General features: G+C 69.8%; 12 protein-coding genes. 7 read left to right on the plus strand and 5 right to left on the minus strand.

Annotation, left to right across the window (positions count from 1 at the left end):
- Positions 1–24 precede the first annotated feature (24 nt).
- The 6 genes from H4W30_RS15600 (at position 25) to H4W30_RS15625 (ending at position 7,964) form a co-directional block, all read left to right on the plus strand.
- The gene (locus H4W30_RS15600) at positions 25–339 is read left to right on the plus strand and encodes a type VII secretion target (RefSeq protein WP_126737519.1); all 315 of its coding nucleotides are present in this window, start codon (positions 25–27) and stop codon (positions 337–339) included.
- The gene (locus tag H4W30_RS15605) at positions 339–5,150 is read left to right on the plus strand and encodes a hypothetical protein (RefSeq protein WP_192743467.1); all 4,812 of its coding nucleotides are present in this window, start codon (positions 339–341) and stop codon (positions 5,148–5,150) included. The genes H4W30_RS15600 and H4W30_RS15605 overlap by 1 nt, the downstream gene beginning before the upstream one ends.
- Positions 5,150–5,596, plus strand: a complete 447-nt coding sequence (locus H4W30_RS15610) for a hypothetical protein (protein WP_192743468.1) — start codon at positions 5,150–5,152, stop codon at positions 5,594–5,596. Before H4W30_RS15605 ends, H4W30_RS15610 begins: the two co-directional genes overlap by 1 nt.
- Entirely contained in the window at positions 5,593–6,729 is a 1,137-nt protein-coding gene (locus H4W30_RS15615) for a TNT domain-containing protein (protein ID WP_192743469.1), read from the plus strand. Before H4W30_RS15610 ends, H4W30_RS15615 begins: the two co-directional genes overlap by 4 nt.
- A complete protein-coding gene (locus H4W30_RS15620; protein WP_192743470.1) occupies positions 6,726–7,577 on the plus strand; it encodes a ferredoxin in 852 nt (283 codons plus the stop codon). Before H4W30_RS15615 ends, H4W30_RS15620 begins: the two co-directional genes overlap by 4 nt.
- 108 nt (positions 7,578–7,685) lie before the next feature.
- Entirely contained in the window at positions 7,686–7,964 is a 279-nt protein-coding gene (locus tag H4W30_RS15625; protein ID WP_126736407.1) for a hypothetical protein, read from the plus strand.
- 131 nt (positions 7,965–8,095) lie between these two features.
- Here the strand turns inward: H4W30_RS15625 and H4W30_RS15630 are convergent, their stop codons facing one another.
- The 5 genes from H4W30_RS15630 to H4W30_RS15650 form a co-directional block, all read right to left on the minus strand.
- Positions 8,096–9,253 (minus strand): cystathionine gamma-synthase, encoded by a 1,158-nt coding sequence (locus H4W30_RS15630; RefSeq protein ID WP_034305458.1) that lies wholly within the window; start codon positions 9,251–9,253, stop codon positions 8,096–8,098.
- Between the two features lie 51 nt (positions 9,254–9,304).
- On the minus strand, positions 9,305–9,901 hold the full coding sequence (locus tag H4W30_RS15635) for a DUF3824 domain-containing protein (protein WP_192743471.1): 597 nt from the start codon (positions 9,899–9,901) through the stop codon (positions 9,305–9,307).
- A gap of 43 nt (positions 9,902–9,944) precedes the next feature.
- Positions 9,945–10,502, minus strand: coding sequence for a hypothetical protein (locus H4W30_RS15640; protein ID WP_192743472.1), 558 nt, complete (start codon positions 10,500–10,502; stop codon positions 9,945–9,947).
- A 153-nt stretch (positions 10,503–10,655) separates the two neighbouring features.
- Entirely contained in the window at positions 10,656–12,059 is a 1,404-nt protein-coding gene (locus H4W30_RS15645) for a hypothetical protein (protein ID WP_192743473.1), read from the minus strand.
- A 233-nt stretch (positions 12,060–12,292) separates the two neighbouring features.
- Positions 12,293–13,663, minus strand: coding sequence for a cystathionine beta-synthase (locus H4W30_RS15650; protein ID WP_192743474.1), 1,371 nt, complete (start codon positions 13,661–13,663; stop codon positions 12,293–12,295).
- Positions 13,664–13,843: 180 nt separating this feature from the next.
- On the opposite strand from H4W30_RS15650, the gene H4W30_RS15655 reads away from it, so the two are divergent.
- Positions 13,844–15,064 (plus strand): acetyl-CoA C-acetyltransferase, encoded by a 1,221-nt coding sequence (locus H4W30_RS15655; protein ID WP_192743475.1) that lies wholly within the window; start codon positions 13,844–13,846, stop codon positions 15,062–15,064.
- Positions 15,065–15,146: the final 82 nt, after the last annotated feature.

Raw genomic sequence — 15,146 nt, forward strand, 5'->3', positions numbered from 1 at the left:
CCGGCCTGGTAGAGGGGAGAAACCATGGCAGGCAAGGGTTATGAGCTCGGCGCCGACCTCGACGCGCACGCCAAGCAGATCGACGGCATCGCCGACGGCCTGCGCACGGCGGTCGACGCCGCGCAGCAGGTGAGCATGCCGACCGACGCGTACGGCATCATCTGCCAGCCGTTCCGGATGATGCTCGACCCGGTGGAGGAGTTCGGCATCAACGCGCTGAACAAGGCCGTCGAGGCCGCGACGACGGTGGCGAACAACGTGCGATCCGCGTCGAACGCCTACCAGACGCAGGACGAGAACTTCGCCGCCGAGTTCAAGAACGTGCAGGTGCCCGACTGATGCCCGAGGGGAACCCGCTCGTCGCGAACGCACCGACCGATGGCGACGGCCCCGGACCGCTGACGGCCGGGAACAGCGAGTACGGCTACGCGGCGGGCATCGGTGTCGCCGAGTCGGCCATGGACGCCTTCAACGGCATCTCGAACGGCGACTGGATCGGCGGCGGGCTCGGCGTCCTGAGCCTCGCCGGCGAGATGGCCAGCGCCGCGATCGACCCGTTCGGCTACCTGATGTCGTCGGTGGCGTCGTTCCTGATGGAACACATGCAGCCGCTGAAGGACATGCTGGACGCGGTCGCCGGTGATCCGCCGGTCATCCAGTCGTACTCCGAGACCTGGGGCAACGTCGCCAAGAAACTGGAAGACACCCAGGTCGAATTCTCGAACGCGGTCAAGAACGGCACGTCCGGCTGGACGGGCGACGCGGCCGACCAGTACCGCAAGCAGGCCGCGGAGCAGGCGGAGGCGATCAGCGGGGCGGCGACGGTCGCCGGCGGGATCAGCACCGTCGTGATGATCTTCGGCGAAATCGTCGCGTTCGTCCGCGAATTCATCCGCCAGCTCATCGCGGACGCGGTCGGCAAGCTCATCGCGTGGGTCATGGAGACGGTGTTCTCCCTCGGCTTCGGCACGCCCGTGGTGGTCGCGCAGGCCGTCACCGCGATCGCCAAGTGGGCCGCGAAGATCGCCGACAAGCTCAAGGAACTCTGCGACGCGATGCGGCGGGTCTCGCCGCTGCTGGGCAAGCTGGTCGACGTCTTCGAGAAGATCATCAAGATCTTCGGCAAGATCGCGGGCAAGGTCACCGGCCTGGACGTGATCAACACCAAGAACATCAAAACTGGCGGGTTCATCCAGCGCGGCGGCAGCGGCGGCGGCTCCGGTGGGACCGGCGGCGGCTCGGGCTCGGGCGACGGCCCGGACGGCGACGGTTCGGGTTCCGGTAGTGGCTCCGGAGACGGTTCGGGTTCCGGCGACGGCTCCGGTTCCGGCAGCGGCTCCAACGGTGACAACTCCGGAGGCAACTCGGGCGACACCAACAGCGGCCCGAACGACGGTTCCGGCGGCAACTCCGGCGACACCAACAGCGGCCCGAACGACAACTCCGGCGGCAACTCCGGCGGTTCGGCCGATTCCGGCTCGAACGGCGGTTCCACCGGAGACACCCCGTCCAGCACCACCCGCGGTGGTGACGGTGGCGGCTCGTCCACCCGTTCCGACGGCGGCTCCCCCAACCGCGCCGGCGACGGACCGTCCACTTCGGACGGAAACTCCGCCGGTGGCGATGGTTCCCCCAGCACCGCCCGGTCCGACGGTGGTTCCCCCGGCGATTCCGCCACTCCGAACCGCACGTCCGATGGCGGCTCGCCCAGCCCGAACCGCGCGGACACCGGCGGCTCCCCCACACCACACACCCGCGCCGACACCGGCGGCTCCCCGAGCCACACCCCCGACACCGGCTCCCCCACACCACACACCCGCGCCGACACCGGCGGCTCACCCAGCCACACCCCCGACACCGGCTCCCCCACACCACACACCCGCGCCGACACCGGCGGCTCACCCAGCCACACCCCCGACACCGGCTCCCCCACACCACACACCCGCGCCGACACCGGCGGCTCACCCAGCCACACCCCCGACACCGGCTCCCCCACACCACACACCCGCGCCGACACCGGCGGCTCACCCAGCCACACCCCCGACACCGGCTCCCCCACACCACACACCCGCGCCGACACCGACGGCTCACCCAGCCACACCCCCGACAGCGGCTCCCCGGCTCCGCACACCCGCGCCGACACGGGTGGCTCCCCGAGCCACGCCGGCGACGGCGGCGGTTCGCCCCGGCCGCACGGCGGCGACAGCGGCGGTTCGCCCACCCCTCGGTCCGATCCGTCACCCGGTCACCACGGCGGCAACGACGGCGGCAGCCCCACCCGGCCGACCGACAGCGGAACGACGACCAGCGGCACCGCCCCCACGGCACCGCGCCTCGGCGACGCCGGCCCGTCACACATGCCTTCGCAGCGCGGCGGTCCCGGTGGCGACGCTTCGCACGGCGTCCCGCCGCAGGGCCAGCCGATCGCCGGCGGTATGCCGCCGCAAGGCGCTCCGGGTGGCACGCCCGGCGGCACCCCGGGTTCGCCCGGCGGCAGGCCGCAGGGTGGCGGCTGGACGGGAACGCCCGGTTCGCCGCGCACCCCGGACACGAACGCCCCGCGCACCCCGGACACCCACACCGGCCCCAGCCGCGGTCCCGGTCAGACCGGTCCCGGCGGACGGCCGAACCAGCCGCATCAGCCGCAGCCGGTCGCCCGGGGCAACGAGTTCGGTCCGGGCGCCCAGCCGCACACCGGCTCACCGAGCACGCACGGCCCGGGCAACCGGCCCGGCGGCACGGGCCCCGGCAACACCGGCCCGGGCGGCCGCGGCCCCGACGGTCACTCCGGGCCGCCGCGTTCGCCGGACGGTCACGGCCCCGACGGGCACGGACCGCGCCAAGACCCGAACGGGAACCCCGACGGCACACCGCACGACCGTGGCCCCGACGGCGAGCCGGATCGCCCGCTGACACCGGACGAGGTCAACCAACGGCATTCCGAAAGCACCCCCGCGGGCAGCTCGTACCACCGCGGCGACTCGGACATGGGCGACCTGCCGCACCGCGTCCAGCCGGATCCGGACGGCCGCTACACCGTCGACGTGCACGTCACGCCGGACGGGCACGCCCGGATCGGCAACCGCACCTACACGCCGGAAGAGTTCGCGGACATCCTGCGGCGCAACGGGGATTACGACGGCCGCCCGATCCGCCTGATCGGCTGCGACGCCGGCTCGAACGATTTCGCGCGCCGTCTGTCGCGGGAGCTCGACACCGAGGTGATGGCGCCGAGCAAGCCGGCGTGGACCGACTCGAACGGGCGCGTCTTCTCGTCCGACTACGAGATCGGCCCCGACGGCCGCCCCCGGCCCAAGATCCCGCCGAACGGCGAATGGGACGTCCACAGCCCTGACGGCACCGCCCGCCGGGCGAGCGACGACGGTTTCACCCCGGACACGTCGCACGCGGACAAGCAGGACGTGGACGCCGACAGCGCCCGAAGCCGCGGTGACGGCGACGAACCGCCGGACGCGGACGACAACTCGGCGCCGAGCAGTGACCACCCGAACCGGAACCCCGCATCCCGTCAGCAGGAACAGGATCTGCTCGACGAGGACCGGCAGCAGCAACGCCGCCAGAACCCGCAGCGGATAACCGATTTCACGCCGGAGTCCGTCGGTGAGCCGATCCGGGTACGGCCGGACAACCCGCAGCCGGGCGCACCGAGGGCTCCCCGGCCGGACGAGCCGTTCCCCGGGAACCAGCGGCTCGACAACAACCGCAGCTACGAGGTCCGTGACAGCGACGGCAATCTGCGCGGGACGTACCACACCGACGGCACCGGCCAGGTCACGCATATCGACACAAGCCAGCCGAACGTCCCGCATCGGACGTCCGACGGTTCGCCGAACCCGGATTACCGGGCGAACCCGGACCTGCTGCACCCTCGACCGGACACGACCTACCGGGTCGAGATCGACGGCGAACATCAGGTGTTCCGCACCGGGCCCGACGGGCTCCCCGAGCCGGCCGTCCGCTTCCACCGGCCCGACTTCCCGGCCGACAGGCAGGTCGACATCGGACCGGGCCACCCGGACTCGCCGACCCCGCCGAGGCCCGGTCAGCCATTCGTCGCCCGCACGGATCTGCAGGAGAACACCGCGTACCGGGTGCACGACAGCAACGGTGATTACCGGGGCACGTACTACACCGACGGCAACGGCCGGGTCCGCTGGGCTGAGGTCGAATCCGGCCGGATCGCGCGGACCAACCCCGATCTCGCCAACATGCCGCGCGCCGACATCGGGGAGGTCCGGCTCGTCCAGCGGATCGACCCGGACGCCGACGTTCCACCCAACGTGCGCAACCCGGACGATTTCGCGGGTTCGACGAGGCGCACCGTCCCCATCGGGCGGAACGAATCCTTCTTCGACAGCCACACGCCACCGCTCGAAGCGAATTCGCGGTACGTCGTCGAGAGCGACTACAAGGACGGCGACAAGACGGTCACGAGGCAACGCGCGGTCTACTGGACCGACGAACACGGGAACATCCGGCTCGCCGAGACCTATCAGCCGCACCACCCGGACCTGAACTACCCGAAGCCGAACATGGTCTACAACGTCGACGGCGGACGGTTCGTGTACGAGACGGGCCCCGAGGTCGGCAATCGGCACGGCACGCGGTCGTACGACACCGACACGGTCGCGCACACGAGCAACGACCTGCAGCGTGCGGACAGCCACGAGATCGACCGGCGTGACGAGTCCTCACAGAAGCGCGGCGGCGGCGTTGAAGGCAAGGAACCGGAACTGGACGCCGACGGCAACCCGACCGGCCGCAACATCAACAAGTACGACGGCGGGCACATCGCGGGCAACCAGTTCCGCGGTCCCGGTGAACTGCTCAACATGCTCGGTCAATGGCGGGCACAGAACCAGGGTCTGCACTCCGCCGGTGACGCGCATTGGTATGCCTTCGAGAGCGATCTGTCCGACTTCCTCGATCCGTCCAAGCACACGGACGGGCTCAAGCGGAGCATCGAACAGGTCGACACGTACGCGCTGCGCGCCGATGGCGACCGGGCACCACACACCTTGCAGGTGCGGTGGGTGGAGAATGTGACCGACGCGGACGGAAACGTCGTCCGCACCGTGCGCATTCGGAGTTTCCCGAATGTGCCACCTAGCGCAGGGGGCGGTACCTGATGGCGATCGACGCCACGCAACGGCAGGAGCTGACGAACGACGTGGGCATCGCCCTCCTCGACGCGGCCCCCGAGGGCTGGCGGCGCATCGACCTGATGTGCCTCGCCAACATCGACGTGCACGACCTTTCGTTGACGGTGCTACTCGAAGACGGTTCCAACCCGGCCGTGCTCATTCCCGACGAGGTGCGCCAGACCCTGGTCCGGTTGCGCGAACGGATGTACGAACCGGACCGAGGCGCGTGGTTCTCCGCGCGGGTGATCCTCGACCCGCCCGGGTCGATCTACGTCAAGTACAACTACGACTGGGATCCCTTGTGGAATCCGTCGATCGCGACCGAAGGCTGGGCACGTGACCTCGAAGCGTTCCCGCGCGCCGAGGCGCACATCCCGGACTGGCTCAAGACGAAGCTGGCAGAAGCCGAAAGCGCGGAGGAAGGCCGATGACCGCCGCACGGGAGCCGCTCGGAGCCGGGGAACAGGACCGGATCTGGGGGCTCGTTTCGAATCTGGTGGCCAATTTCTGCCCGGTGGACTGGTCTCAGGTGATGATCACCTATCGCGCCATCGGCGACTATTCCGAACTGTCGGTCATGGTCCGCCGGGCCACCGACGGCGGACTGAACCTGTGGACGCCGCGGCCTGAACTCGCCGGGTTGCTCGCCGAACTTCGCGCCGGGATGTACCGGCCGGGGCGAGGAACGTGGAACGAGACCACCGCACACGTGTACCTCGATTCGCGGATCGAGTCGAACTACGGCTGGGACCAGGAACCGACCTGGGACGGTGAACCGCCGACCTCGGCGTATGTGCGAGAGCTCGCCGACTTCCCCCGCGACGCCGGGATGGTGCCGGACTGGCTGGCGGACAGGTCGGGCAGAGCCGCCGTCGCGACGCTCGCCGGGGACTCGGACGCGGACATCTCGGCCAAGGAAGCGCTGGCCGCGGCGGCGCAGGCCGCGGCCGAACTGGAACTGGACACGAGCCGCTACCGGATCGGCGAGATCGCGGACGGGGCGTGGTGCCTCCTACCCGAAAATGGCCGCTGGGCTGTGTTCTGGGCACAAGGAGAAGAGCGCTTCGCGCGGGCCGACTTCGCGACCGCGTGGGAGGCCGCCCGGTACTTCACCGGTCATCTGTACCTGAACCGGTCCGCCTTCCGCGACGAACTGCCGCCGGACGCCAAGCGTCCGACCTCGGCCTGGCCGATCCAGCCGATGAGCGATGACGGTGGCCTGTCGTTGTACGAAGGAAAGCGGCTGGTGACGTTGCCGCCGGGGACGGAGATGGACCGTTACGGCGACCCGGCCGGCAACACCCTGTTCGCCGCCCGCACCGAATTCACCCATCGGTCGCACAAAGCCGAGCGGGCGCAACGCGAGTACCACCTCTACCGGCTGGTGCGACCGGTGCGCGCGATCACCGGTACGGCCGTGGCCTGGTACGAGCAGGCAGGCGGCGGTACTGCGTACGTCCTCGCCCGGTCGGTCGCGGACCTGCTCGCCGACGGCTCCCTCGTGGAGATCCCGCAGGCGACGACGCAGCCCCCGCCACCGCGGACCGGAGGGGAGCATCGATGACCACGCCACCCGGGCCGCTCAGCCCGGAACAGCAACAGCAGATCGTCACCCAGATCGGCAACGGTCTCGCGTCGATGGCCCCACCCGGCTGGCGACGACTGCGAACCGAGCACCGGGCCGCGGGCAGGCACCTCGAGACCGACGTCCTCATCACCGGTCCGGACGGGACGACGCATTCGGTCGCACCACCGCCGGAACTGGTCCAGCTTCTCGGCACGCTGCGGGCCGGCATGTACCAGCCTGGCCAGGGCACATGGCTGGGGGCGACGCTGACGTTCGACCCTGTTCAAGGCGTTGCCGCCGACTTCACTCTCGACCAGGAGCCCGCCTGGCGGCGTTCCCCGCCGCCGATCGGCTTCCAGGACGAACTGCGTTTCTTCCCCCGCGCCGAAGGGAACATCCCATCGTGGCTGCGGCAGCGGGCGGGTCTCGAGCCGGCGCCGGTGGCCACCCCGCCCGCGGAAACCCCGGAATCCCTGAAGTCGCCGCGGGTCTACGACGGTCTCGACGAGTCCGGGCGTCCGATGGTGAACCGTGAGCCGCTTTCCCCGGCCGAGCGGGAACGCGTGCTGGCATATCTCGACGCCGCGCCGGTCGTGCTGGCCTCGCGGAGCTACGACGCCGATGCGTTCGATCCCGACAGGGAACCGCTGGTGCCGTTGAACTTCCGCACGGACGGCCGGTGGTACTGGCCGGGTGCGGTCGCCTACTACCTGCGCGAGCACGACGTGGCGCCCGACCCCGAACTGCTCGGCCACATCAGGGCGTTGCGGTTCACCCTGCCCGACGTCGGAGAGCCCGAACGCGAACTCGCGGTCGCCGCGATCACCGGTCAACCGTCCACTTAGGACGCGGTGATTCGCGGCCGGATGATGCCACCTGACGGATACGTCACGTGACAAGTTCACGGTCCGGGTACTCTTGACGGCAGCGACGAAGGCGAGCAGGGAGCGCACATGGCACGGGGGAACATCGGCAGGGTCCGGGCGACCCGTTCCGCCGGGATGCTCCCGGTCGTGCTGGCACTCACCTCGGCCGCGCTGCTGACCGGCGCCGCCGTCTACACGGTCGACCGCGCCGGTTGCGTGGATCCGGGCCAGTACATCCGGCACGACAACCACATCGAACTCGTCGGCGGCTGCGTCGACGGCTCCGAGCTGCCCGCCGTGCCGAAGGGTACTTCGCACGAAGCCGACGCGAAGAGCGGCGTCACGCCCAGCAACTACCGCCCCTAACCGGGCGCTTCCTCCCACCACACCGCGCTGACCAGCGCGAATAGAGCAAGGGACCTTTGCTCCCACTTACTTAGCTCGGCTAAGCGAGTGGAAGCAAAGGTCCCTTGCTCACTTCCTGGGCTCGGCGGCGGTCAGCCCAGGGCCTTGGCCAGATCGTCGACCAGGTCACTGCCGTCCTCGATACCGACGGACAGGCGCAGCAGGTTGTCCGGCACCTCCAGGGTGGACCCGGCGGTGCTCGCGTGGGTCATCTTGCCGGGGTGCTCGATGAGCGATTCGATCCCGCCCAGCGACTCGGCGAGGATGAAGAGCTTCGTCTTCGACGCGACGTCGAGCGCGGCCTGCTCGCCGTCGATGTGGGTGAACGAGATCATCCCGCCGAAGCGCCGCATCTGCTTCGAGGCGACCTCGTGGCCGGGGTGCTCCGGCAGGCCCGGGTAGTAGACGCGCTCGACCTTCGGGTGCTTCAGCAGCATCCGGGCGATCAGTTCTGCGTTGTCGCTGTGCCGCTCCATCCGCAGCGCGAGCGTCTTGATCCCGCGCAGGGTCAGCCACGCGTCGAACGGGCCGGGCACCGCGCCCGCCGCGTTGCGCAGGTAGAACAACTGCTCGCGCAGCTCGTCCTCGTTCGTCAGGATCGCGCCGCCGACGACGTCGGAGTGCCCGCCGAGATACTTCGTCGTCGAGTGCAGAACGACGTCGGCACCCAGCGAAAGCGGGTTCTGCAGGTACGGGGTGGCGAAGGTGTTGTCGACGACCAGGCGGGCGCCGGCACCGTGCGCGACCTCGGCCAGCGCGGCGATGTCGGCGATCCCCAGCATCGGGTTCGTCGGCGACTCGCACCAGATCAGCTTCGTCTCCGGCCGGATCGCCGCGCGGACCTCGTCGATGTTCCCCAGGTCGGCGACCGTGTGCTCGACGCCCCACAGGCTCAGCACCTTGTCGATCAGGCGGAACGTGCCGCCGTACGCGTCGTTGCCGAGCACGAGGTGGTCTCCGGGCCGCAGGGTCGCCCGCAGCAGGACATCGCTGGCCGCCATCCCCGACGCGTACGCCAGACCGTGCCGCGCGCCTTCGAGCGCCGCCAGCGCGACCTCCAGCGCGGTGCGCGTGGGGTTCGCGGTGCGGGAGTACTCGTAGTCGCCTTCGCGCGTGCCGCCGACGCCGTCCTGCGCGTAAGTCGAGGTCTGGTAGATCGGCACGATGACCGCGCCGGTCCGGGGATCAGGGGTCTGCCCGGCGTGGATCGCGCGCGTCTCGAAGCCCAGCAGAGAGTAATCGTCGGCCATACCGTCAAGGGTACGACCACCCCTGCGCGATCCCATCGTCTGGGATCGAACTCACCACTGCCCGGGCGGCTGTCCCTGTGGCTGGGCACCGGGGGCCGGCGGGTATCCCGGCTGTGACGGCGGATATCCGAAGTTCGGCGGCTGCGCGGCGCCGCCCTGCGGCTTGGCCGCCAGCCAGCGCGCCGTCGGCGGGACCAGCGCCAGCACGAGGGTCGCGATCGCCGGGATGAGGACCACGATGAGGAGCAAGCCGACGCCGAAGTGCAGCATCACCCCGCCGTACGAGAAGTGGAAATGCGCGTCGAACGCCTGGAGCAGGAAGGTCAGCGCCACGAACCCGATCGCGGACGCGGCTCCGATCACGGTGAGCACCCGTCCCGCCCGCTTGCGCAGGAGCAGCATGATCCCGCCGCCCAAGAGCACGGCCGCGCTGACGAGGTCCAGCGCCGCCCCGACCAGCAGGAACGAAATGAAGTAGTGGGACAGCTCGATGATGTGGGACGCCAGCCCGGCGAGGAACCAGAGCCCGCCGAGGATCGCGAGGATCCCGGCGATGATCGCGGTCGCGCCGCTCGGCTGCCGCATCGGCCCTGGCGGATAGGCACCCGGTGCCGGGTATCCCTGCGGCGGGTATTGCTGGAAGGTCATGACTCCCCCTGTCGAATTCCTTGCCCGAGAAGAACGCCGGATCTCACCATCCGCCCTGCTGGGGGAACTGGTTCTGCGGCCGGTACGGCTGCACCGGCGCGGGCCGCCAGCGCAGATATCGGAAAGTCGGCGGGAGGACCGCCAGCAGCAGCGCGAGCAGTCCGAACACGACCATGGCCAGGCGGAGGACGCCGTCGAAGGTCGCGAACCGGAGCAGGAAGTCGAGGTGGATCCGGTACGGCACGCGGAAGGCGATCGGTTCCAGCACGACGGCCACGATGGCGAGCAGCGAACCGAGGATCAGCAGGATGGCGCCGATCAACGAGCGGAAGAACGTCGTCAACGCGCCCATCAGCAGGAACAACGCGGCGAGCAGGTACAGCACCAGTTCGACGAGCGCGAAGCCCGGCAGGTTCGAGAGGCTGAACCCCGACGGGAGCTCGATGAAGTAGCGGATCGGGATGAAGCCCGACGCGAGGGCACCGACGAGGCCGAGCACCGCGGCGATGATCGCCGTCGCCCCGGAGGGCCGGGCCTGCGGCGCGGGATACCCGTAAGCCGGTCCGGGCTGCTGTGCGGGATGTCCGTACGGACCGGTCACGTCGCTCCCGTCGGCCAGGTGTGGGTTGACGGCGCTCACCCTAGCCGCCGGAACCTTGCCATGGCAGGCGAATCGGGGATACCCCGGCGAAAACGAAACACCCCCGGCCGCGGGCCGGGGGTGTTTCGAGTGAAACCGTTCAGTGGCGGCGAATCACCACTGCTGCGGGGGCTGACCGGGCTGCTGGCCCGGCTGGCCGAAACCGCCGCTGGGCGGACCCTGCTGCCCCGGCTGCTGCCCGAAACCACCGGGCTGCTGCGGAGCCTGGCCGAAGCCACCCTGCTGCTGACCCGGCTGGGCGAAGCCACCGCTGGGCGGCCCCTGCTGGCCGGGCTGCTGCCCGAATCCACCGGGCTGCTGTCCCTGCTGCGGGAAACCACCCGAAGACGGCTGACCGGGCTGGCCGAAGCCACCCTGCGGCTGGCCGCCGTACTGACCGGGCTGACCCGGCTGACCGAAGCCACCCTGCGGCGGGCCACCGAAACCACCGGGCTGACCGCTCTGCGGGGCACCCAGCACCGAACCGCCGCCACCGAGACCCACGAACTGCGCGGTCGCCGGGATCAGGCCCAGCACACCCACGATCAGGATCACGATGCCGAGGAGCAGGTGCAGCAGGCCTCCACCGATACCGGCGCCTTCCCTGGCGTAAGCGGGCAGCTTCTCCAGGAAGTCCGACGACGGGGTCGAACCGACGAGCAGGAGGACACCGAACAGCACCAGAAGCGCACCACCGGCGGCGACGACGATCGGCGCGATCTTCTTCACCGTGCCCGGGAGCTTGCCCGCGAGGGCGAGTCCGACACCACCGGCGAGGGAAACGAGCGATCCGACCAGCAGCATGATCACGTAGAACCAGGTCGCCCCCGGACCGACCACGCCGGCCTCGTCCAGGAACTTTTGGATCTGCTCTTGGTTCGGAGCGCCGTCGAAGACCTTCGAATAGTCGCTGGCGTCACCGAAGTAGACGAACGACACGATCAAGGCGATCAGGCCGAGCAACGCCACCACGCCACCGGCGATGAACCCGAACATCGGGTTCCCGCCGCCACCGCCCGAGGCGGCGGGGCTGTAACCCTGCGGCGGTCCGCCGAAACCGGGCTGCTGGCCGAAGCCGCCCTGGGGCGGCCCGCCGAAGCCCTGCTGCGGCTGGCCGAAACCAGGCTGCTGCTGACCCTGCGACGGGTCGAAGCCGCCCTGCTGGGGCTGGCCGAAGCCCTGCTGCTGACCGAAGCCGCCACCCTGGGCGCCGTAGGCACCGGCGGCCGGGTTGTCGGCCGCGCTCGGCGGCGGGGCGTACGGGATGGCGGGCGGCTGCGAACCCGGCGGCACGAGCTGGGTGGACTCGGCGGTGGGGCTTTCCCCGCCGCCGCTCACCGGCTGCACGACCTGGGTCGCGTTCGCGTCACCGGAACCCTGCTGGACCGGCTGCACGACCTGCGTGGGCTCCGGCGTGTCGCCGAACCCGCCTCCCTGGGGCTGCTGCTCATAGGAGGGCTGCTGCCCGTACTGCGGTTGCCCGTAGTCGGGCTGAGCGGGCTGGCCGGGCTGCACCACCTGGGTCGGTTCCGGGGAACCGAACGGGTTGTCTTGCTGCGGCTGAGGGCCACTCGGGGGTCCCTGCGGTGGCTGGGCGCCACCCCAAGGCTGATTCGGTGGCTGCGGAGCACTCATTTGGGTCTTGAACCCCCTTGACGAGGACATAAAAGTTCAACTCACCCGACACGCTATCGGATAGCCGGTCGGGCCGCTCGTAACGCCCCGGCCCGACCATCCGATGAAATGCTTCTTTACCGTCCCGCGAGAAACGCGAGCAGGTCGTGCCGGGTGACGACACCCGCCGGCTTGCCGTCGACCAGGACCAGCGCGCCGTCCGCGCCCGAGAGCGCGTCCATCGCCACACTCACCTGCTCACCGGCGCCGATGGTCGGCAGCGGCGGCGACATGTGCTGCTCGAGCCGGTCGGCCAGCTGGGCCTTTCCGGTGAAGAGCGCCTCGAGGAGATCGCGTTCGTTGACTGCGCCGACGACCTCGGCCGCCATGACCGGCGGTTCCGCGCTGACCACGGGCATCTGGCTGACGCCGAACTCGGAAAGGATCGCCACCGCTTCGGCGACGGTCTCGTTCGGGTGACTGTGCACCAGGCTGGGCAGCGAGCCGCTCTTCTTCGTCAGGACGTCGCCGACAGTCCGGCCACTGGAATCCGGCGGGAGGAAGCCGTAGGAGGACATCCAGCTGTCGTTGAACACCTTGGTGAGGTAGCCGCGGCCGCCGTCGGGCAGGAGCACGACGACGACGTCGTCCGGGCCGAGGCCCTCGGCGAGCTTGAGCGCCGCGGCGACGGCCATACCGCACGAACCGCCGACGAGCAGGCCCTCTTCGAGCGCGAGGCGGCGGGTGACGTCGAACGAGTCCGCGTCCGACACCGCGATGATCCGGTCGGCGATGTCCCGGTCGTAGGTGTCCGGCCAGAAGTCCTCGCCGACGCCTTCGACGAGGTACGGCCGCCCGGTCCCGCCGGAGTACACCGAGCCCTCGGGGTCCGCGCCGATGACCTGGACGCGGCCGTCGCTGACCTCCTTGAGGTACTTGCCGGTGCCCGAGATCGTCCCGCCGGTGCCGACGCCCGCGACGAAGTGCGTGATCTTGCCTTCGGTCTGGCGCCAGAGTTCCGGGCCGGTCGAGTGGTAGTGGCTGGCGGGGTTCTCCGGGTTGGCGTACTGGTTCGGCTTCCAGGCGCCCTCGATCTCGCGCACGAGACGGTCGGAGACGTTGTAGTAGGAGTCCGGGTGCTCCGGCGCCACCGCGGTCGGGCAGACCACGACGCGGGCGCCGTAGGCCTTGAGCACGTTGCGCTTGTCCTCACTGACCTTGTCCGGGCAGACGAACACGCACTTGTACCCCTTGCGCTGCGCCACCATGGCCAGCCCGACGCCGGTGTTGCCGGAGGTCGGCTCGACGATGGTGCCGCCGGGCTTCAGCTCGCCGGAACGCTCCGCGGCTTCGATCATCCGCAGCGCGATGCGGTCCTTGACGCTGCCGCCGGGGTTGACGTACTCGACCTTGGCCAGGATGAGCGGCTGGAGCCCCTCGGCCAGTGCGTTCAGCTTGACCAGAGGGGTGTTGCCCACGAGGTCCACGATGTGCTCGACGTATTCCACTCCCACAGCCTAAACGCCGCAGGTCGCGATGTGCCCACTCAACTCCGGAGGAGGATCCGCGCCGTCGAAAGAGTGGCGTGGATCGCGTTCGCCTTTGACCCGCACCTCACTCCGGTGGAGGATGCGAGGTGAGCAACCGCTTAGCGCGTGTCTGGATCGAAAACAAGGGAGTGTCGTTCCATGCCCGAAGCCGTCATCGTCTCCACCGCCCGATCCCCGATCGGCCGCGCCGGCAAGGGATCGCTGGTGAGCATCCGCCCGGACGACCTCGCCGCGCAGATGGTCCGCGCCGCGCTCGACAAGGTCCCCGAACTGGACCCGACGCAGATCGAAGACCTCATGCTGGGCTGTGGTCTCCCCGGCGGCGAGCAGGGCTTCAACATGGGCCGCGCGGTCGCCGTCGAACTCGGTTACGACCACCTGCCCGGCTGCACGATCACGCGGTACTGCTCGTCCAGCCTCCAGACCACCCGCATGGCGCTGCACGCGATCAAGGCGGGCGAAGGCGACGTGTTCATCTCCGCCGGTGTCGAGACGGTTTCCCGCTTCGCCAACGGAAGCTCGGACTCCTGGCCGAACACGCACAACCCGCTGTTCGCCGACGCCGAGGCCCGCACAGCGCAGGTGGCGGCCGAAGGTGCCGACAGCTGGACCGACCCGCGCGAGAACGGCGCCCTGCCGGACGTCTACATCGCGATGGGCCAGACCGCCGAGAACCTGGCGCGGCTGAAGAACGTTTCGCGTGAGGAGATGGACGAGTTCGGCGTCCGCTCGCAGAACCTCGCCGAGAAGGCCATCGCGGACGGCTTCTGGGCGAAGGACATCACGCCGGTGACCTTGCCGGACGGCACCGTGGTCTCGAAGGACGACGGCCCGCGCGCCGGCGTCACCCTCGAAGGCGTCTCCGGCCTCAAGCCGGTCTTCCGCCCCGACGGCCGGATCACCGCGGGCAACTGCTGCCCGCTCAACGACGGCGCGGCCGCGGTGATCATCATGTCCGACACCAAAGCGAAGGAGCTGGGGCTGACGCCGCTCGCCCGCGTCGTCTCCACCGGCGTTTCCGGGTTGTCGCCGGAGATCATGGGCTACGGCCCGGTCGAAGCGTCGAAGCAGGCTCTCGCCCGCGCCGGGATGTCGATCGGCGACATCGACCTCGTCGAGATCAACGAAGCGTTCGCCGCTCAGGTCATCCCGTCGTACAAGGATCTCGGGATCGACCTCGACAAGCTGAACGTCAACGGCGGCGCGATCGCCGTCGGCCATCCGTTCGGCATGACCGGCGCGCGGATCACCTCGACGCTGATCAATTCGCTTCAGCACCACGACAAGCAGTTCGGCCTCGAGACGATGTGCGTCGGTGGCGGCCAGGGCATGGCGATGGTGCTGGAGCGCCTCTCCTGACCCGCTGACCTGCGAAAAGGGAGCAAGGGACCTTTGCTACCGCTTACTTAGCCAGGCTAAGCGAGTGATAGCAAAGGTCCCT

Origin of the sequence: Amycolatopsis roodepoortensis (assembly GCF_014873915.1) — a bacterium.
Classification (GTDB): Bacteria; Actinomycetota; Actinomycetes; order Mycobacteriales; family Pseudonocardiaceae; genus Amycolatopsis; species Amycolatopsis roodepoortensis.